Annotated in this window: 14 protein-coding genes and 4 pseudogenes; 6 read left to right on the top strand and 12 right to left on the bottom strand. The window is 61.1% G+C overall.

Annotated features, from left to right (window positions below):
- Positions 1–23: 23 nt before the first annotated feature.
- The 6 genes and pseudogenes from ABIC78_RS14250 to ABIC78_RS14225 form a co-directional block, all read right to left on the bottom strand.
- Positions 24–1,220: a pyridoxal phosphate-dependent aminotransferase gene (locus tag ABIC78_RS14250; RefSeq protein ID WP_354490399.1), complete on the bottom strand. Its 1,197-nt coding sequence runs from the start codon at positions 1,218–1,220 to the stop codon at positions 24–26.
- 337 nt (positions 1,221–1,557) lie between these two features.
- Positions 1,558–1,989, bottom strand: a complete 432-nt coding sequence (locus tag ABIC78_RS14245) for a lysozyme inhibitor LprI family protein (protein ID WP_354490568.1) — start codon at positions 1,987–1,989, stop codon at positions 1,558–1,560.
- 534 nt (positions 1,990–2,523) lie between these two features.
- Positions 2,524–3,444: a nucleotidyl transferase AbiEii/AbiGii toxin family protein gene (locus ABIC78_RS14240; protein WP_354490397.1), complete on the bottom strand. Its 921-nt coding sequence runs from the start codon at positions 3,442–3,444 to the stop codon at positions 2,524–2,526.
- A complete protein-coding gene (locus ABIC78_RS14235) occupies positions 3,437–4,183 on the bottom strand; it encodes a type IV toxin-antitoxin system AbiEi family antitoxin domain-containing protein (RefSeq protein WP_354490395.1) in 747 nt (248 codons plus the stop codon). Before ABIC78_RS14235 ends, ABIC78_RS14240 begins: the two co-directional genes overlap by 8 nt.
- A gap of 306 nt (positions 4,184–4,489) precedes the next feature.
- A pseudogene (locus tag ABIC78_RS14230) lies at positions 4,490–4,912 on the bottom strand (ATP-binding protein); the annotation flags it as partial.
- Positions 4,899–5,237 (bottom strand): annotated as a pseudogene (locus ABIC78_RS14225) (ATP-binding protein); the annotation flags it as partial. The pseudogenes ABIC78_RS14225 and ABIC78_RS14230, both read right to left, overlap by 14 nt.
- Here ABIC78_RS14225 and ABIC78_RS14220 point away from each other — a divergent pair.
- On the top strand, positions 5,190–5,594 hold the full coding sequence (locus ABIC78_RS14220) for a carboxylesterase family protein (RefSeq protein ID WP_354490393.1): 405 nt from the start codon (positions 5,190–5,192) through the stop codon (positions 5,592–5,594). The pseudogene ABIC78_RS14225 and the gene ABIC78_RS14220 sit on opposite strands and share 48 nt — an antisense overlap.
- A gap of 197 nt (positions 5,595–5,791) precedes the next feature.
- Here ABIC78_RS14220 and ABIC78_RS14215 read toward each other — a convergent pair whose 3' ends face one another.
- Positions 5,792–8,131 (bottom strand): putative bifunctional diguanylate cyclase/phosphodiesterase, encoded by a 2,340-nt coding sequence (locus ABIC78_RS14215; protein ID WP_354490391.1) that lies wholly within the window; start codon positions 8,129–8,131, stop codon positions 5,792–5,794.
- 390 nt (positions 8,132–8,521) lie between these two features.
- On the opposite strand from ABIC78_RS14215, the pseudogene ABIC78_RS14210 reads away from it, so the two are divergent.
- Positions 8,522–9,807: pseudogene (locus ABIC78_RS14210) on the top strand (IS701 family transposase); the annotation flags it as partial.
- Positions 9,808–10,017: 210 nt separating this feature from the next.
- Here ABIC78_RS14210 and ABIC78_RS14205 read toward each other — a convergent pair.
- Positions 10,018–10,320, bottom strand: a complete 303-nt coding sequence (locus tag ABIC78_RS14205; protein ID WP_354490388.1) for a hypothetical protein — start codon at positions 10,318–10,320, stop codon at positions 10,018–10,020.
- On the opposite strand from ABIC78_RS14205, the gene ABIC78_RS14200 reads away from it, so the two are divergent.
- From ABIC78_RS14200 to ABIC78_RS14190, 3 genes and pseudogenes are all read left to right on the top strand, one after another.
- Positions 10,319–10,528, top strand: a complete 210-nt coding sequence (locus ABIC78_RS14200) for a co-chaperone GroES (protein WP_171797403.1) — start codon at positions 10,319–10,321, stop codon at positions 10,526–10,528. The two genes, ABIC78_RS14205 and ABIC78_RS14200, sit on opposite strands and share 2 nt — an antisense overlap.
- Before the next feature lie 150 nt (positions 10,529–10,678).
- Complete coding sequence (groL, locus tag ABIC78_RS14195; protein WP_354490385.1) at positions 10,679–12,277, top strand: chaperonin GroEL; 1,599 nt, start codon at positions 10,679–10,681, stop codon at positions 12,275–12,277.
- 158 nt (positions 12,278–12,435) lie between these two features.
- Positions 12,436–12,654 (top strand): annotated as a pseudogene (locus tag ABIC78_RS14190) (IS110 family transposase); the annotation flags it as partial.
- 103 nt (positions 12,655–12,757) lie between these two features.
- On the opposite strand, the gene ABIC78_RS14185 reads toward ABIC78_RS14190, so the two are convergent.
- Complete coding sequence (locus ABIC78_RS14185; protein ID WP_354490383.1) at positions 12,758–13,633, bottom strand: VIT1/CCC1 transporter family protein; 876 nt, start codon at positions 13,631–13,633, stop codon at positions 12,758–12,760.
- A 503-nt stretch (positions 13,634–14,136) separates the two neighbouring features.
- On the opposite strand from ABIC78_RS14185, the gene ABIC78_RS14180 reads away from it, so the two are divergent.
- Positions 14,137–15,174 carry an extracellular catalytic domain type 1 short-chain-length polyhydroxyalkanoate depolymerase gene (locus tag ABIC78_RS14180; RefSeq protein ID WP_502915681.1) on the top strand — a complete coding sequence of 346 codons (1,038 nt, stop codon included), beginning with the start codon at positions 14,137–14,139 and terminating at the stop codon, positions 15,172–15,174.
- A 118-nt stretch (positions 15,175–15,292) separates the two neighbouring features.
- Here the strand turns inward: ABIC78_RS14180 and ABIC78_RS14175 are convergent, their stop codons facing one another.
- From ABIC78_RS14175 to ABIC78_RS14165, 3 genes are all read right to left on the bottom strand, one after another.
- Positions 15,293–16,105: a transglutaminase-like domain-containing protein gene (locus ABIC78_RS14175; protein ID WP_169050197.1), complete on the bottom strand. Its 813-nt coding sequence runs from the start codon at positions 16,103–16,105 to the stop codon at positions 15,293–15,295.
- Positions 16,106–16,196: 91 nt separating this feature from the next.
- Positions 16,197–17,309, bottom strand: coding sequence for an OmpA family protein (locus ABIC78_RS14170; protein WP_354490379.1), 1,113 nt, complete (start codon positions 17,307–17,309; stop codon positions 16,197–16,199).
- A gap of 76 nt (positions 17,310–17,385) precedes the next feature.
- Positions 17,386–17,946: a lipid-binding SYLF domain-containing protein gene (locus ABIC78_RS14165; protein WP_354490377.1), complete on the bottom strand. Its 561-nt coding sequence runs from the start codon at positions 17,944–17,946 to the stop codon at positions 17,386–17,388.
- Positions 17,947–18,092 lie beyond the last annotated feature (146 nt).

Below are 18,092 nucleotides of genomic sequence, written 5' to 3'. Positions count from 1 at the left end.
GGCAGAAATCCCCTGTTGCGTGGTCAGATTGCCAGGCGGTTGCCTGCTGCCTGGCGCAGGGCCGCTTCCAGCGCGGCAAGGCCGGCGTCAAGTTCGGCATCGGGCAGGCAGAAGCCGATGCGGATGTGTCCGGGCTGGCCAAAGAATTCGCCCGGTGCAACGATCACCCCGCTTTGCGCGATCAGCATTTCGGAAAAAGCGCGGGTATCGGCAATGCCGGGCAAAGCGGGAAAGCAGATGCAGCCGGCATCGGGCAATTCACCCGCCATCAGTCCGGCATCCACCATGCGGGCAAACCACGCGGCAAAGCGGGGTCGCGCGCGCGCCACATGGCTGCGCCAGTGATCGGCAAAGGCGTCGGCGCGCAGCATCACTTCGGCAGCGACCGCGTGCGATAGTGTCGAAACCCCGAATTCGGCGCGCGCGGCATAATCTCGCAGGGTGGCCATCACGCCAGGCGCACCCACGATCCAGCCACAGCGCAGCACGCCCAGGCCGAAAATCTTGGTCAGGCTCGACAGGCTGATCACCGCCGGCGAAAGCGCACAGGCCGGGCCGGGGCGGCTGGCCTTGTCGGCATAGTCGCCATAGACTTCGTCCACCACCAGCAGCACGCCGCGTGCCTGCGCCAGGTGGGCAAGCGCGGCCAGGGTATCGCGCGGGATGCCCATGCCCGAGGGATTGTGCAGGTCAGACACCACGATCAGCCGCGTTTCCGGGCGAAGCGCGGCGGCAACCTGGTCCACGTCGATGCCGAAATGCGGGGCGGGGCGCGTGAACGTATCCACGCCAATCCCCTGCACTTGCGCTGCGCCGGCAAACAGATCGAAACCCGGCACTTCCACCAGCACGCGGTCACCAGGCCGGAGCAGCGCGCGATAGAGCAGGGCGAGGCCGCCCGTGGCGCCGGTGGTGCACAGCACCTGGTCGATATCGACGCTATGGCTTTGCGCCAGCATCGCGCGCACGAACGGATTGCCGTCACCAAACGCGCTGACATAGCGCGGTGAAAAATCGGGTTCGACCGTGGCCAGAACGGCCTGGCGCAGCAAGGCGCGCGGTTCGGGCACCGCGCTTTCGAACAGGCTCACGATCGGGCGCGGCGCCTGGCGTGCCAGCGCCACGGCGGCGGCAACCCATTGGGCATAAGCCATCGGCGCGGGGGCGATGGGCGGGGTGGCCAGATCGGGCGTGGCAGCAGGCAGGGCGGTGCAGGTCATTGCGCCGATCCTATCGGGCAGGCGTTGCGCTTGTTATGCGATCTGTGCCCGCCGCGCGGGCGCCAGCGCATAATCCTTGTTGCGAGAGCCGCAAAGCCGGTCAATGCCGCCAATGCAAGTGCCGCGTAAGGCAGGCGTGGCGCTGGCCAAGATGGATCGCGGCAGAAGCGCGCGCTCACCTGGCGCCAGGCGAAACGGCGCGACGCCGGGCTGCTGGGTGATCGCGAAACGTTGCGGCTCGATGCCGAACGATGGGGCTGTTCGCGTTAGGCGCGGCCTTTGTAACCGCCATTTTTCCCTGCCACCTCGCGGGCGTCATGATCACCGCGTTTACGGCCTACTCGTCGATCCTGAAAATGCGCAGTTGCGCTTCAAGTTCTATCGCGCGTTGCCTGACGATCGCCGTGTGGTCGGCGGCCTGCATCGGCACGTACATCGTGCCCTGTCGCGTCGCAAACAGTGCGTTGCTTGCCTGGATATGCGCGTCACGAAAGCGCAGCCAGGCGCGCTGCGCCTCGCGCAGTTTTCCGGCCGCGTCGTTGGGCAAGGCGCGCAACAGCGCGCGGTAGGCTGCGCCCATGCGCTTGTCGTACGCGTCGCGGGCAGCGACCTCGCAGCCGACCTGGCCGGCCGTGGATGCGTTGCTCGCGCCATCCAGGCAGCGCCGCAGCTCGGTTTCGGTCTTGTCCGCGCGCTCCACGGCGTGGGCAGAGGCGGCGCATGGTGTGGCAACGAAAACGGCCAGGTGCGCGATCTGGCGAATCTCCATCAAGGCCTCTCCTCTCGATTGCGGCCTAACCTCTAGCTTTCCAGATGCCCACTGATCGAGGCATTTGCTGCGGTTCGAACGCGATAGGGAGTGTAAACCGTTCCAGACCTGCTTGCCCGCCGGCTGTTGGTCTTCGCATCGCAAAAAGGGTGCTCAAACGCACGTTGCCCCGCCGAATGGCAGAGGCCAATACCTATCAGGATACCCGTATGGCTTTCGATTGGTGCCGAACGCGCCAGAATAGCGCCGCGCGAAAATCGCGGAGAAACTGGCCGATGCCAGCCATTCAGCTCATGCGCAGGGAGATTTGCAAGAGAGAAAGTAGCGCCAGGAGAGGACTCGAAATGGACCGATTCCGGCGCAGAAAATTGCCATTTTCGGAGCACCTTCACGAGGCGATACCCACATCGATGCCCTGGAACTTTTTATCGGAGAGGTTCGAGTCTCGGTAGCCCGGAATCGCTGATTTTGCGTCGCCGATTCGCAACGCTGCTAGTCCAGCAAGTTGCTGCGGACATCCGGCTTTCAGAACCCCTATTTCAGCGACTTCTCCAGCGTGTTTAGGATTGTCTCATGACGCTCCGGGCTGGCCTCACGAAATTTGCGGATGTTCATCAGCTTGAACTGCGGCGCGGGCAACTCAGCCAACGTTGCGATCGGAAAGCGGCCCCAATCCGGATCGCCAGCCTCGAAGGACAGGAGAAAGGCGTGATCATCATCGGTGAACGATCCGCGAAGCGCGCTGACCAAGCGCTCGAGCGTTGCTTGGTGATCGTCATAGCTGAAAGGCTCGAAGGGCATCCCATCGAACTGGGACCGAAAGGTCTCGCGCTGATCCTTATGCGCGGGATCGACGAGTTCGGCGATCGGGCGGCCGTGGCTGACAAAACTGGCGATCGCGCCAAGGCGGACCTCCTCGGTCAGGCCTTCCTGATCGAGCAGGCGCTTGACGTCGAACAGGTCGCGCGGATGCTGGCGGTCGAGCGCGGCGCAGATCTTTCCGCCGAACAACTCGCCGTGTGACACGCATCGCGCCTCCACGAAGGCTTCGAATTGCTCCTGCACCTGGTCGGAGCATGCCAAGTCGCGCACAGGCAGCAGATGGCCACGGAGGGAGGGATTGACCTCAATCTTCACTTGGGTGCGGACGCGCTGGCAATTGAGCTTCACTTCCATGCCCTCACCGCCCTGTCGCGCCTGCGTGACACGGCTCGGCGGCAATCGGCGCTCAATCTCCGCACCGATGCGCGCCAAGGCTTCGCCGATTGCGGCGAGCGACTCCTGGCGGTTATGGTTGGGCAGATAGGTAAGGTCGATATCGACCGACAGGCGCGGCAGATCCCATTCGAACAGGTTGATCGCAGTGCCACCCTTGAGCGCAAAGACCGGCTCCGCCATCACCAGCGGCAGGATATCAAGGAGCAGACGGACTTGGTCGCGATAGGGCTCAGCCATGATCGACCAACTCCTTGGGAAGCAGGAGCTGATATTTTGCGACATAACGCCCGTTCGACACAAGGCTGCGATCCCCGGTCCCGAGATCGATCCGGTCAAGGTCGAGATGCCGCATAACCGGCAGGTTCGCGCGCTCCGCAAGGTAGAGGAACAGCCTTCGCACCTTGATCGAGGTGCATTGCTCCAGCAGGCTCTGCATGAGCTTTGGCCGTATCGAGGTCATGCTCTCGATGATCATCCCGGCCTCGATGAGGTCGAATTCCTTCGGCGCGAGATGTAGCAGTTCCAAGGCGGCCCGTTCGACACCAGATGTCTTCAACGCAAAGCCCTCGGGTGCCTGCTGCTCTGTCAGTCCGAGTTCGGGAGGCAGGAGCTTGGTCTGGACATGCCGCACGTCATCTCCCCAATGGGTTCTGAACCAGAGCGGCAGCGCGACGTTGAGTGGGGAGAACAGATACGCCTTGGTGTTGGCGAACCGGACATAATGGCTGTTGCCCGACATCTCGAGCGCGGTCAGCGCCCCTACATGGACGGGCAGTCGCAACTGGGCTTGTAGGCTGTACAACGCGCCCTGCCAGGTTACCGTCTCCATCGGACGCTTGAAGGCGCCACGACCGAGCGACATCAGCCAGCGCGACGAGGTGTAATTCTGAAGGTCCTGCGGCGTTATGCCAAGCGTCTTGAGATGAGCGGTGGTCGCGACACTGTGCGGCTCCCAGGCGTCGAGCAGCGTCCTCAATTTTTCTGATCGTGATAGGCTCATAGTATATTTATGGCGTAAGTTTCAAAGTTCTTCAAGTGCGTCTTCGAAAATGCCGCCCAAGGCATATCTACAATATATTTTTGTAATATTTTTCAATGTTCTCAAGGCGGGGCTTCTGTGCTCGCAACGGCAGCGTGGTCTATCGCAGCCTTAGGCGACGGCCGCTAACGCGATGGATCACCACTGGCGACGCTTGAAGTTCCAGAGGTGGGCGTAAACTTCAGATAGGTGCTCAGCCTTCTCGCTTGAGAAGCCGCGAGCCATCAACACAGCACGAAGCTCATAGCCGAGCTCGTCAAGCACCACGAGATCAAGCCGCGAGAGTTGGATAGCAAGGCTGCCGGCCTTGCCCAGGCGAGCCTCTTCCTCAAGCCGGTTCACCAGATCGACCGTATTGAAGTATCGGCCTCTGGCACCGGCGCGCACCACTGCGGCGGTGATGGCGAGAGCCAGATGGGTCTTGCCCGTGCCTGTTCCGCCGATCAGCACGATATTGCGCCGTTCCGGCAGGAACGAGCCCGTATGAAGCGAGCGGATCAGTCCTTCGTTGATCGGCGTGCCATCGAACATGAACCCATCCAGGTCCTTGATCGCCGGAAGCTTGGCTGCGGTCATGCGGTAACGGATCGATGCCGCATCCCGGTGCGCCGTCTCCGCACGCAACAGGTCGCCCAACATCTCCATGCTCGTTCTATCGCCGCGGATATGCGGCGGGCCGCCCGGCACCGGTGCGTCTGGCTTGAGCGGTGCGTCGCCGGTAACTTTCGACGTTCATCTCGAAGATGGTGGCGTGGTGGACGAGCCTGTCGACAGCGGCGAGCGTCATCGCGGGATCGGGGAAGACCCTGTTCCACTCGCCGAAGGGCTGGTTAGCGGTGATCAGCAACGACCGTCGCTCGTAGCGTGCGCTGATCAACTCGAAGAGGACCGACGTCTCGGCTTGGTCGCGCGAGATGTAGGCGAAGTCGTCAAGAACCAGCAGGTGGTATTTGTCGAGCTTGGCCATCGCAGATTCGAGCGCGAGTTTCTTGCTCATCCCGATCTCACGCGCGAAAGTGGGCAGGGCACTTCCGGCAATTACGGCGTGCTCGACATGATCGCCGCGCTGCGCTGGGTCCAGGCCAGCATCTCTCGGCTGGGCGGCGATCCGCACAATGTCACGATCGCAGGGGAATCGGCCGGTGCCGCTGCCGTGAATGATTTGCTGCTTGCCCCTGACGCGCATGGCTTGTTCCACAAGGCAATCGCGATGAGTGGGTCTGGCATGGGCGTCGATGTGAAGCCGCTCGCCAAGGCCGAGACCTATGGCCGGGATTTCGCGGCGCGTGCCGGCACTGACGATATCGCCGCGCTGCGTGCGATGGATGCAGCGCGACTACCAGCATGACCTCCACGAAGCGCGCTGCGGGCACCTAGTTCGCTAGATAGCCGACTGAGATGGACCTTTTGAAGGTCGTCACTTGCCTTAGCGCCCGGCGCTCCAGCCGGTCGCGGAGCGCACGTTGATCAGTTGGTTTTTGTCGCAGCAATTGCCAGTCCCAAATGTGTCGTCGATCTCGCTGTTGAGTTAGACATCCTAGCCAGTTATCCGGCCCTGCGCGGGCGAGCCTCTTTGCTTGGCGCTGACCAATGCGCGGTAAAAGCGACAAACACTTGTGCATTGAGCGGATAGCTGAACAGATAGCCCTGCATCAGGTCGCAACCGATGTTTTGCAGCTTGATGGCCTGATACGCGGTTTCCACTCCTTCGACGATGCAGGCCAGTTCGAGCGAATGGCACAAGGTGACTACCGCGTCGATGATCGATACGCTGTAACGGTTGTCAAAATTAAGCGCGAAGCTGCGATCGAGCTTTACCTTGTCGAGCGGCAGGCGGTGGAGATTGCTGAGGCTGGAATAGCCAGTGCCAAAATCGTCCAGCGCAACCTGTATGCCGACTGCGCGAAACCGCTCCAGCCCCGCAATGGCTGCGTCCAGGTTGCGCATCATCGCCGTCTCGGTCACCTCAATGCACAGGCGGTGCGCATCAGCAGAGGATTTGCGGACCAAAGCGAGCATCGCATCAATAGTGTCCGCGCAATGCAGATCGCAAGCCGACACATTGACCGAAAGCGTCTTGTCAGGCGGCAAAACCTCCAGCAGCTCCAGCGCGCGATGCAGGGCTTTTCGCGTCACCACATGGATCAGAGTGCTGCGTTCGGCGATTTCGATAAAGCGCTGCGGCTCGACCGCGCCGAGGCGCGCGCTCGTCCAGCGCGCCAAGAGTTCGCCGCCCACCACGGCGCCCGATTTCATCGAAACGATCGGCTGTACATCGAAATACAGCTCGTTTTCGAATTCGCTCGCGTGCAATTCCGCTTCAATAACGTGATCGTTCAGCAGCCGGTGTTCCAGTTCGAGGTTGAATGGAACGGCCTGACCGGGCTTTTCCCGCTTGGCATGATAAAGCGCATGGTCCGCCCGCTTGGCCAGTTCGACCGGACCGAGTTCGGCATCGACGAAAGCGCCAAGCCCGATCGACACCCCCAGGCTGATTTGGCGATCGCCGATGCGCATCGGCGCTGCAACTACCGCGCATATGCGCTCCGCCAGCTCCAGTGCGGCTTGTTCATCCAGCCGCGCGATCATCGCGAATTCGTCCCCGCCCACACGATAGAGCGTGGCGCTGGCCCCCGCTGTATCGTGAAGCAAGCGGGCGACCTCCACCAGCACGCGGTCTCCCACCAGGTGACCGAACGTATCGTTGATCGGCTTGAAGCGATCGAGATCGATCAATCCTACGGTCAGTGCGTGGAGATTGGCCGGGATCGCTGCGCTTTCCAGATCGGCATGGAAACGCCGCCGGTTGTATAGCCCGGTAAGCTCGTCGCTGTCGGCCAGGAGGCGCGCCTCGCGCTCTTGCCGGCCAGCTTCGATGGCGCTGAGCGACTGAACCTTGAGTTCATGATTGAGGCTGTGAATGCGGCGCGCAATAATGGCGGCAACAGCCAGAAACAGCACGATGCATAGGATGATCACGGGCAGCAATTCGCGGACGGCCAAAGACCCGGGCGCAAGGCGTTTCCAGGCAATCGTGCCGATCACCGCGCCCGACCAATCGCGCACCTGCGTCGAGGCTTCGTCTGGGGCAAGGGTGCCATCTGGCGACCAGCGGAGCTGTTGCAACCCGAAGCCCTTGCCCCATTCGTCGAGCAATTTGGCATCGAGCAGGCGTATATCGACGAAAATGCGATACGTGGATCGGTCGAGAGTGGCCGGGCCTTGCTCACGCACGATCGGCGAGAACGCAATCAACGCCGGGGTCGCGCCGGCTTTTCCGATCAGCACCATTGCATCGCCGCGCCGCCTGACGGCAGCCTCGTTCGACGGAACGCGGGCAAGCAACGCTTTGAGCGTCCCGGGGCCGATCAGATCGGCAAGAGGAGGCTCGTGCCCCGAGGGAAGATGCGCGAACAACGTCTGCCCGCTGGCGTCGATCACATACCCCAAGCCGATCGGCGTGCCCCACTGCGACACAATCCAGCGATCGTCCATGGCGCCATAGGCATGGGCATAGGCATCATTCCAATGGGCGTTGATGTATGTTTCGTTGCTGATGCGCGAACGTTCGCGGTCGATGGCGCCGGAAATCGAGATGGCGGCGAGCCGATCGGCATGGTCGTCGGCATGCCGGACAAGGAAGTTGACGATCAGCACCGAGGTCAACACGGAAAGGCATATCAGCACAGTCAGCAACGCGGCATTGGACGTGCTGCCGGCTCGCGATACGCGCAACGTAACGCGGTATATCTTCCCGAGCGCGGCGTAAAAAATTGCCATCGAGAGAAGCTGCTTGAAACATATTAAAGTGGGGTGAATCTTCGGCCAGCAGGCTGTTGGAGAAGTGCCGAACATGACGATCGACAGCGTTGGATCAGCGCGCAAGATCCTTACGGCGGTAAACCTGTCCTGGACGCAGGTGACACTTGAGATTGCTGAGGGCCGACATGCCGTAGTCCTGAGCTTCAGATAAGTCCTTAGAGTGTGCTGTGCAAATATCCTCATCAAAATTCATGATAATCGTCATGAAGTGAGTAGAACTACATACCACTCGCGATTGAATGAAAAATATTAGCTTTGCTGATGCCGATATGGATGAATGATGACCAAAGCACTTGTGTCACGAAGTTAAGGCGGCTGGGGTCGCGCTATATTCGTGGAATGTGGATACAGATGCCTTATCCATGGATGGACTGGGGTTTAAGCTTTGGGATCTGGCACCTAGCACTACATTGGCAGAAGTCTGATTTAAGGGCTTCCCAAGAGACGAATCAGGTGATTCATAGATGGCCAGCTTGTGGAGGCTGGCGATGGGCACGGATTGGCGGGACGAACTGGAAGCGTGGTTGGCGCCGTTTACGGCGGCACTAGCGAACAAGACGCGGAGGCGGATGTGCCCGGCCTATGTGGCGGGCCTGATTGGCCCGGGTGACCGTAAGAGCGTGCAGCCGATGGCGGCGCGTGACGACGATGTCAGTTATGATCGGCTGCATCATTTCATCGGCAGCGGCCTGTGGGATGAGGCGCCACTGGAGCAGGTTTTGCTCGCCGAGGCGGATCGGCAGGTTGGCGGTGAGGATGCCTGGTTGATCATCGACGACACGGCGCTTCCCAAGAAGGGGCGCCATTCGGTCGGCGTGGCGCCGCAATATGCGTCGGCGTTGGGCAAGAACGCCAACTGCCAGACGCTGGTTTCGGTGACGCTGGCATCGCGGGAAGTGCCGGTTATGGTCGGTCTGCGGCTGTTCCTGCCGGAGAGCTGGACGAGCGATGAAGCCCGTCTGGATCGTGCCGGCGTCCCGCAGGCATGGCGTTCCTACCGGACGAAGCCAGAGATCGCGCTGGCCGAGATCGACCGGGTCCGGGAGGCAGGCGTGCGCTTCGGTTGCGTGCTGGCCGACGCCGGTTATGGGCTTTCCGCCGCTTTCCGGCAGGGTATGAGCAAACGGGGACTGTCCTGGGCAGTCGGCATCCCGTTCAAGCAGAAAGTCTATCCCGCCGACGTGACGATGATCTTTCCGGTCGCCGGTCGTGGCCGCCCGAGGCAGCACACGATCCCCGACGTGATCTCGGTTCCGGCGCAGGTGATGCTCGAAGCCGCAAAGTGGCGCCAGATCAGCTGGCGTCGTGGCACGAAGGGAAGGCTCTCGGCCCGCTTCGCTGCGGTGCGGGTCAAGGTCGCCGATGGCAAGGAACAGCGTATCCTCGACATGGGCGCCCAGCACCTGCCCGGCGAAGAAGTCTGGCTCGTCGGCGAACATCGCCCGACCGGCGAGCGCAAATACTACCTCTCGAACCTGCCTGCCGATACGCTGATCAAGCAACTGGCCGGCGCCATCAAGGCCCGCTGGGTCTGCGAACAGGCCCACCAGCAACTCAAGGAAGAACTGGGCCTCGACCACTTTGAAGGACGGTCATGGAAAGGCCTGCACCGACACGCGCTGATGTCCATGATCGCTCTCGCCTTCCTTCAGTCTCTCCGCCTCAAGCAGGCCAAAGGGGGAAAAAAGAATCTCGGGACCGCCACCGAAACCGAGCCTGCCAGCGATCAGACAAGCCATCATTGACCGACTCAACCGGCCGCCGAACAAACCATGCCCACACTGCGGATGCCGGCCCAGCGACCCGCCAAGGCACAATCTGCCAAAGTAGTGCTAGGCGGCGTGGACAAATTCCGCAACGCCACGGTTGCCCTGTAAAGGGCCTTGGCGAGGCGCGAGGACGCCGGAGGAGTGGCCCTCATTCAAGGGCGAGCAACGCTGCCAGGCCTTTTACAAGGCAACCCCTGCGGGGCTGGAAGCAAAAACCGCCATTACCGCGTCGGCTCGTCGCGCAATATTCGCGATATTGCGCTTCCTTGCCTCCTTGAACCGGCGGTTTTTGCTTCCAGCATTGCCGCTGCGGAATTTGTCCACGCCGCCTAGGGACTTCCCTTGTATCTTGGCCGCCAGCCCCCATATGTATTGGATTGGCTTTCGCGTCCCAGCGAATTTCGATCGCAAATCGGCAGCGCTGGCTTCCCGCTTGTGAAACGACGGAATCTCGTCGTGGTCCAGCGGCAGGATGCTATTCATGACACTGCGACCTCTTTACGATCGCATACACCTGGGCAACAGTGACGCTGCCGCACAGACCGCTTTTGGCATCAACGTTCGCGACACCGCCAAGTCGGCGCAACGCGAGGTCGAGATCGGTTCCGCAGGCACTCGCGCCAAAGCAAAGAATGCTATGCTCATTTCGCTCGACGTCAAGGCGGCCGACGGCATCCTGGTCGGCAACTAGGCCGCTCCCGAGGATAGTTTGAACGGCGAAGACCTCATCATCATGAAAGGCGACGACGTCTGCAAGGTGATTGGCTGAGCCGAAGTCTGCCCGCTTCACGGCACTGCCCGTCCCGGCTGTTTGACGACACGCCATACAGGATCAGACGATATGCCCGCTAAAGACATCAAATTCTCGGGCGACGCTCGCGAACGCATTGCTCGCGGTGTCGATATCCTCGCTAACGCCGTTCGCGTGACGCTTGGGCCGAAAGGCCGCAATGTCCTCATCAACAGCAGCGTCGGCGCCCCCCGCATTACCAAGGACGGCGTGACAGTCGCCAAGGAAATTGAGCTGGCCGACAAGTTCGAGAATATGGGGGCGCAGATGATCCGGGCTGTCGCGTCCAGAGCCCAGGACCATGCTGGAGATGGAACCACCACTGCGACGGTTCTTGCCCAGGCTATCGTGCGAGAAGGCATGAAATCAGTCTCCGCCGGCAGCAATCCTTTGGATCTCAAGCGTGGCATTGACATTGCAGTGACCGCTGTTGTTGCAGAACTCAAGGCACGCTCAAAGCCAGTCAGCAACAGTCAGGAGATTCGCCAGGTCGGCATTGTCTCGGCCAATGGTGACGAGGTCATCGGTCGCAAAATCGCCGAAGCAATGGAGAAAGTCGGCAAGGAAGGGGTCATTACGATCGAGGAAACGTCCGGCGTCGGGTTCGAGTTGGATGTGGTCGAAGGCATGCAATTCGACCGTGGCTATCTTTCGCCTTACTTCGTCACCAATCTGGAAAAGAGCCTCGTCGAGTTTCTCGACCCCTATATCCTGATCCACGAGAAAAAGCTGGGCTCGCTCCGTGCGCTGCTCCCGATCTTGGAAGCGGTGGTACAGGCGGGCAGTCCCCTGTTGGTTATCGCCGAAGACATTGAGGCTGAATCGCTTTCCGTCCTCGTCGTCAACAAGCTGCGCGGCAGTCTGAACGTGGCTGCAGTCAAGGCGCCCGGCTTTGGTGATCGGCGCACTGCGATGCTCGAAGATATTGCGGTTCTGACCGGTGCCGAACTCATCACCGAGGATCTTGGCAACAAGCTCGAGACGGTGACGCTGGACATGCTTGGACGGGCCAAGCGTATCACGATCGACAAGGACACGACGACCATTGTTGATGGCGCCGGTGATGCTGGCGCCATAAAGGAGCGAATTGAAACGCTCCGGTCGCAGGTCGAGAACACGGCCAACGATTATGATCGCGAGAAGCTGCGCGAGCGGTTTGCAAAGCTCGTGGGGGGTGTCGCCGTCATCAAAGTGGGTGGCGTGTCAGAGATTGAAGTCAAGGAGCGCAAGGATCGCGTCGATGACGCGCTACATGCAACGCGTGCGGCGGTGGAAGAAGGTATCGTGCCGGGTGGCGGCACGGCCTTGCTCTATGCTGCAAAGGCCCTGGATTGCCTCAATCCTGTCAATGCTGATCAGCGGCGTGGTATCGACATTATTTGCCAGGCACTTCAGGCTCCATTGCGGCAAATAGTTGAAAATGCAGGATATAATGGTGGCATGATCTCCGGCCGTCTGCTTGATGAGCGTAACGAGAATATGGGCTTCAATGCCCAGACAGGGCAGTTTGAGAATCTGTTCCAGTCCGGCGTGATCGACCCGACTAAAGTCGTGCGGATCGCGCTGCAGGACGCTGCCTCGGTTGCCGGCCTACTGATTACCACCGAAGCGGCAATTGCCGAGTTCAACTGCGAAGGCGGCAAAGGCTGAGGCATGAAGTCCGGATGTTAGCGGATTCTACAACTGGATCGGATAGGTGCTGGAGTAGCCATAGGTTTGCAGGCGGCGTGAACAAATTTGAAGAGGTGGACGGCCCCTGACCAAATGGCATCGATACGCGCCAAGGGAAAAAGGCACAATCCCACCCGAAGGATTTTGATCCATGCCTGATCGGCACTAGGCAGTGCGCCTCTGCGCATCATTGGGCACGCAAAATCAGCGCGCTGGGGCATCAAGTGCGATTGATGCCGCCAATTTTCGTCAAAACCTATGTGAAGCGAAACAAGAATGATGCGGCCGATGCTGCGGCGCTTCGTGGAGAAGTTACCTGTCCGACGATGCCCTATGTGCAGATCAAGTCGGCTGATGCGTAGCACGTGCCGACGTTGTATTGCGTCCGGCATTTTTCTTGCCTGCCAGCCTACGGCACAGGTCTGGCACGCAACAGCATTCGCTTGCAGTTGATCAACATTACCCCCGCCGGCTGGATCCCCAATCGCAAGTTCTGTGTCCTTGCCCAAGAGTGCGAGACCCGCCTTCTTGCTGACCTGTCCGATGTCGAATGGTCTGAACGCATGCGCTGGTTGCACATCGTCCACGCCAACGTGCACCAAAATTAGCTTCGGTTTGTAATGGGTTTATCCGAACTAAACCACAGTTCCAACAAGGCGCCCGATGCCCGCGGTAACGGCGAGGGCGGCTGTGCCCCAGAACGTGACGCGTGCCGTGGCGCGCCAGATGTTGGCGCCACCTGCTGCGCCACCGATCGCGCCGAGCACGGCTAGGAACAGGAGTGAACCTGATCGCCTCTGCGGCAATCAGCGTCGCCAATGGGGTCACGACGGCGATCAGGACCGGCATTGCGGCCCCGGACGAGAACGTGGCCGCAGAGGTCAGGGCGGCCTGGATCGGCCGGGCGATACTGGTGGGCGTGATGCCCAGTTCATCGCGGGCGTGCGCGCCCACGGCATCTTTGGCCATGAGTTCGCGGGCGATCGTTTGTGCGGTGGCGGTATCGATGCCGCGATCGCGGTAGATCTGCGCCAGTTCCTCGCGCTCGCCGATAATGTCGTTTTTGAGTTCCAGCCGCTCGCGCGTCAAATCAGCCTGCTCAGTATCGTGCTGAGAACTCACCGAAACATATTCACCCGCAGCCCTCGACATCGCACCGGCGACCAGTGCGGCAGCCGCGGCGACCAGTATACTTGCGCGAGTGCCGCCGGCCGATGCCACGCCAAGGATCAGGCTGGCGGTTGATAATATGCCGTCGTTGGCGCCCAGCACCGCAGCGCGAAGCCACCCAACCCTGGCAATCAGATGGCGTTCGGCTTTGGTAGGGCGTGTCACTGGCCACGGACCTTCGGTTTGCACGGATGGCGACGCGATGCGTGCCTTCGCAGGGTCTGCCGTCATGCCGTGGACACGGAAAAGAGGCAAGCCATTCTGCAGGAATGGATATCAAAATCACAGCTAAGATTTTTTAAAAAATATTTATAAAATAGGTATTTATCTGTAAAAAAGAAATAACTTTGTATGAATACTTTGGTTTGAACAAAGATATGCTTTATGCTTTAATTATTGGGCAGTGTGAGGGATATTATTTCTTGTAATTTTTATGATGCCGGAGATATTAATGGATTTAGGTCGTTTTTCGGGGAATGGGTCATGAGCGTTTTTGTGCTGCTGCTGCGTTGTGGCGCTATTACCGGAGGAAAGCCCATGATTGCCTCCGCCGATGCGGCGATAGCCAGGTTTGCGGGTGGGCGTCTGCTGTGTCGGGCCCCCTGTGCGTTGAACGGTGTATTTTGAACGGTTGGTATCAGCAGCCGTTTGTCGCGCTGGGGAAGGCCGTGCTGCACGCGCTGGGGCACCGGCAGCCGGAGAGGTGCCTTTCGGAGCTTCGGGAGTTCGGCAGCAATCCGGGCAATCTTGGCGGACGCTTTTATGTGCCGCAGCGCGGGCACCGCATGCCGCTGGTGGTTGTGCTGCACGGCTGCAAGCAGACAGCCCAGGCCTATGATCGCGGCGCCGCCTGGTCGCAGATGGGTGACGAACTGGGCTTTGCCGTGCTGCTTCCAGAGCAGCGCCGGATCAACAATGGCAATCTCTGCTTCAATTGGTTCCGTCCCGATGACAGCCGCCGCGATGCGGGCGAAGCCCTGTCGATCCGGCAGATGATCGTGGCCATGTTGGCGCACCACGCTCTCGACTCGGCGCGCATCTATATCACCGGTCTTTCCGCGGGCGGGGCCATGGCGTGTGCGATGCTGGCATCCTATCCTGATGTGTTTGCTGGCGGCGCGATCATCGCCGGTTTGCCGTTCGGCTGCGCGAACACCCTGCAGCAGGCCATGATGCGCATGCGCGGCTATGGTGGACCCGATGACCGCACCTTGTCGGCCATGGTGCACGAAGCTTCTGGCCATCCCGGACCCTGGCCGATCGTTTCCGTTTGGCAGGGCAGCGCCGATGCCACGGTGAACCCGTCCAACGCCGACGCGATCATGGCGCAATGGGCACCCCTGCACAGTGTGGATCTGACGAGTGGCACCGTAGAGGCGGTCGATGGCTATCCTTGTTGGCGCTGGCGTGACAGTGACGGGCGGGTGGTTATGGAGGCCTACGCGATCACGGGAATGGGCCATGGTACGCCGCTGGCAACCCAGGGAACGCATGGCTGCGGCGAAGCCGGCCCTTTCATGCTGGAAGTGGCGATTTCCTCCACCCGCCATATCTGCCGGTTCTGGGGGCTGGCCGGTGCTGGCACGGAGGCAGCCATGGCGAAGCGGGAGGGCCATGGCCCGCATCCCCCATTCTTGGTCGGGCTGTTCCACCACCTGTCACGGTTCGTCGAAGGCACGCTGCGCGCCACGGGCCTGGTGCGCTAGAGCATTTCAAGGCAGGTGGAATCACCGGCCGACTCGGAAAACGCGTCAAACCAAAAGGGTAGAGCGCCAGCTTTGACGCAGTCAAAGTCGATCGTGCTCTAGAAGGTTTGGTTGCCCGTCAGGAAAGCAGGTCCTTGTCGGTGTAGACTTCGAACCGGGTCAGCTCGACAGGGCCGAACGTGGTGGTCAGTGCTGCATCTGCGGCGTCGCGACCACGGGCCATGAGCACACGCCCGCGCCGAGGGTAATTGTGACGGGCATCGAACACATACCAGCGCCCGCCCAGCCATGCCTCGAACCATGCCGAAAAGTCCATCGGCCCGCCTGGTTCGGCCAGGTCCATGTCTCCGAGATACCCTGTACAGTAGCGCGCGGGGATATTCATGCAGCGGCATAGGGCAATGGCGAGATGCGCGTAATCGCGGCAGACGCCGTTGCCTTCATGAAACACTTCCCAGGCGGTCTTGGTGGAACGCGCGGCGGCATAGTCGAAGCGGATGGTGCCGTGGACGTGATCGACGATCGCCTGGGCCAGTGGCCATCCCTGGCGGCAATGGCCGAACAGGCGCCAAGCCGCTTCGAGCAGCCGATCGGTTTCGCAATAGCGGCTGCCGCGCAGATAGAGCAGCACGTCGTCGGGCAAATCGACCAGCGCGGCCTGCTGCGCGTCGGAATCGACAGCATCGGGCGCAAAGCCATCCTCGATGACAAAGCCGCATGACAATGTCGCGCCGCCTGCCGGCAGGGTCAGCCGGGTACAGATGTTGCCGAAGCCATCGGCATAGTCATACAGCGGCACTTCGGGCGTGGTGAAGATGCGTTGCATGCTCCGCAAGTCCTTGTTGCGCGATGCGTGGACGCTCAGATTGGCGAGCATGGGAACGGGCTGTTCGCAACGGAAGGCGATATCGTAGCCGGCGCGGATGAGCATGGTGCCTCGCTGATGGAAAAGAAGGGAGGGTGGAAGGCCGAAAAGGCATGCGATCGGGTTTGACCCCGATCGCATGACGAGGCGGACAGGATCAGTAGCCTGCGCCAGGCCCATAGTTGATTTCGACCCGGCGGTTCTGCAATTCGCGCACCCCGTCTGCCGTGGGCACCCGCTGATCGGCTTCGCCATAGGCGTGGCTGGTGATCAGGCTATCGGCAATGGCGTGGCTGGAGAGATAGTGACGGATCGCTTGGGCTCGGCGCTCGGAAAGCCCCAGGTTGAAGTGCGCCGTTCCGGAACTGTCGGTATAGCCGGCCAGCGTGATCGCCACGCCGCCGCAATTGCCATAGGCGTGGACGGCATTGTCGAGAATGCTGGCCGCTTCGGTGGAGATATCGGCCTTTGACCAATCGAAGAAGACAATGAACGGGCCGTGGTTGCAGGGGGGTGCCACGGGTGGCGGGGGAGGCGGCGGCGGCGGCGGGGCCGGCAGCGGTGGTGGTGGCGGCATGGCGGCCGGCGCCTCGGCTGCGGGAGCACGCCCGCCCAGATTGAAGGTCAATGTGGCGAGCAGTGCGTGCGAGCGCAAGGATGCCTTTCGGTCGGTCCCGTCTGAGTGGGTGAAATGATCGGCGCCGTCCGGGCGGAAATAGCGGTATCGGACGCCCAGATCGACGTTGCGCCCCAGCGGCACGGTCAGCCCCGCCAGCGCCTGCCAAGCAAAGCCGCGATCATGATCGTCGATATAGCCGGCGCTCGGCAGCGTTTCATACAGGCGCGTGCGGGCATAGCCCACGCCGCCGCCGGCATAGGCCTTGATCCCACCCCAGTGGCCAAGGCCGATCAGCGCATTGCCCATGACCGCGACTGTCGTGGTGTGTCCGTTCAGGCCATCGCCGCTGCCATAAGTGCCGTTGGGCAGGGGGGTGCCTGTCGGTCGGTCCTGTTCGCGCAGCGTGGATCGGTTGTAGAAGCCTTCCGCCTCCAGGCGGAAATGCCCGAAATCATAACCGAGCGCGCCGCCCGCTTCCCAGCCGGCCTTGAAGCGGTCGGTATGCTCGTACCCTGCTGGCCCCTGAACGTTGGCGCGTTCCTGTTTGACCACGCCGCCTTCCACGGTCAGGTAAGGGCCGGTATCTTGGGCATGGGCGGTTGTGGCAAGCGCGCTGGTTGCCAGCGCCGTTGCGATGATGAGCGTTTTCATGACGTTTCCGATCTTCGGACAAGGATGCAGGCGGCGCCTTGCGGCAACCGCGGAACGATCGTGCAAATGGCAGCGATCAGCGTGGGTGGATCGGGCTGATCTTCGTACCCTGAAGGGTAAGATCGGCCATCAAGCCCTTGCCATTGAATGGAAAGGCATAGACGTCATGGGCCAAGGTCGTGCTGCTTGCTTCCGCGCTGCCGCCCTTGTCGACCACGACCACGCTAGGCCCAGTGCCCACGGCCCATCCGTGGCTCTTGTATAGATAGTGCAATGCGGTTTCGTTCATGAACAGCAGGACATAGCTGAATTTCTGGGCGCCGGCCTGCAAACCCCAGGTGCCCCCGGACAGGTTGTAAAACCGCGTCGGCCGGCCCTTGACGAACAGCACGCCATTGCCGCTTTCCCCGCCGATCAGCAGTCCGGCCTTGTAGATTGCGGGAAACACCAGAATGCCTTGGGCCTGGGCGGCAAGGCGCCGCGCCCGAGGCTCGCTGTGTTCGAGTTGTGCCAGCGTTTGCCGGCCCTGCGCGGTGATCTGCGCAGCGGTGCGTGCCTGGGCGGCCGGGGCCGCCAGCGTGCCGATTGTGGCCAAAGCCACAGCGCTGGTCACGCATGTCCGGGAAAAGGGCGTCATTGGTGTATTCTCCTGAAGATGCCCACCTGTCGGATCGGCCTTTGGCCATGACCGCACGGGCTTATCCCAAAGGCATCACTTGCCGTTGGGCGCCAGCACTTCACCGAAAAGATTTCGGCACGCCTGATGGCAGGCATCGAGCAAAT

The sequence above is a fragment of the Novosphingobium sp. 1529 genome (genome assembly GCF_040544855.1).
Taxonomy (GTDB): domain Bacteria; phylum Pseudomonadota; class Alphaproteobacteria; order Sphingomonadales; family Sphingomonadaceae; genus Novosphingobium; species Novosphingobium capsulatum.
The sequence above is the reverse complement of the archived record's forward strand: the minus strand, read 5'-3'. Positions and strand labels throughout refer to the sequence as shown.

Bases quoted from the DNA above. Each gene is read 5' to 3' on its own strand.
- ABIC78_RS14250 (WP_354490399.1), bottom strand. From the start codon at position 1,220: ATGACCTGCACCGCCCTGCCTGCTGCCACGCCCGATCTGGCCACCCCG.
- ABIC78_RS14245 (WP_354490568.1), bottom strand. From the start codon at position 1,989: ATGGAGATTCGCCAGATCGCGCACCTGGCCGTTTTCGTTGCCACACCA.
- ABIC78_RS14240 (WP_354490397.1), bottom strand. From the start codon at position 3,444: ATGGCTGAGCCCTATCGCGACCAAGTCCGTCTGCTCCTTGATATCCTG.
- ABIC78_RS14200 (WP_171797403.1), top strand. From the start codon at position 10,319: ATGACACTGCGACCTCTTTACGATCGCATACACCTGGGCAACAGTGAC.
- ABIC78_RS14205 (WP_354490388.1), bottom strand. From the start codon at position 10,320: ATGAATAGCATCCTGCCGCTGGACCACGACGAGATTCCGTCGTTTCAC.
- groL (WP_354490385.1), top strand. From the start codon at position 10,679: ATGCCCGCTAAAGACATCAAATTCTCGGGCGACGCTCGCGAACGCATT.
- ABIC78_RS14175 (WP_169050197.1), bottom strand. From the start codon at position 16,105: ATGCTCATCCGCGCCGGCTACGATATCGCCTTCCGTTGCGAACAGCCC.
- ABIC78_RS14170 (WP_354490379.1), bottom strand. From the start codon at position 17,309: ATGAAAACGCTCATCATCGCAACGGCGCTGGCAACCAGCGCGCTTGCC.
- ABIC78_RS14165 (WP_354490377.1), bottom strand. From the start codon at position 17,946: ATGACGCCCTTTTCCCGGACATGCGTGACCAGCGCTGTGGCTTTGGCC.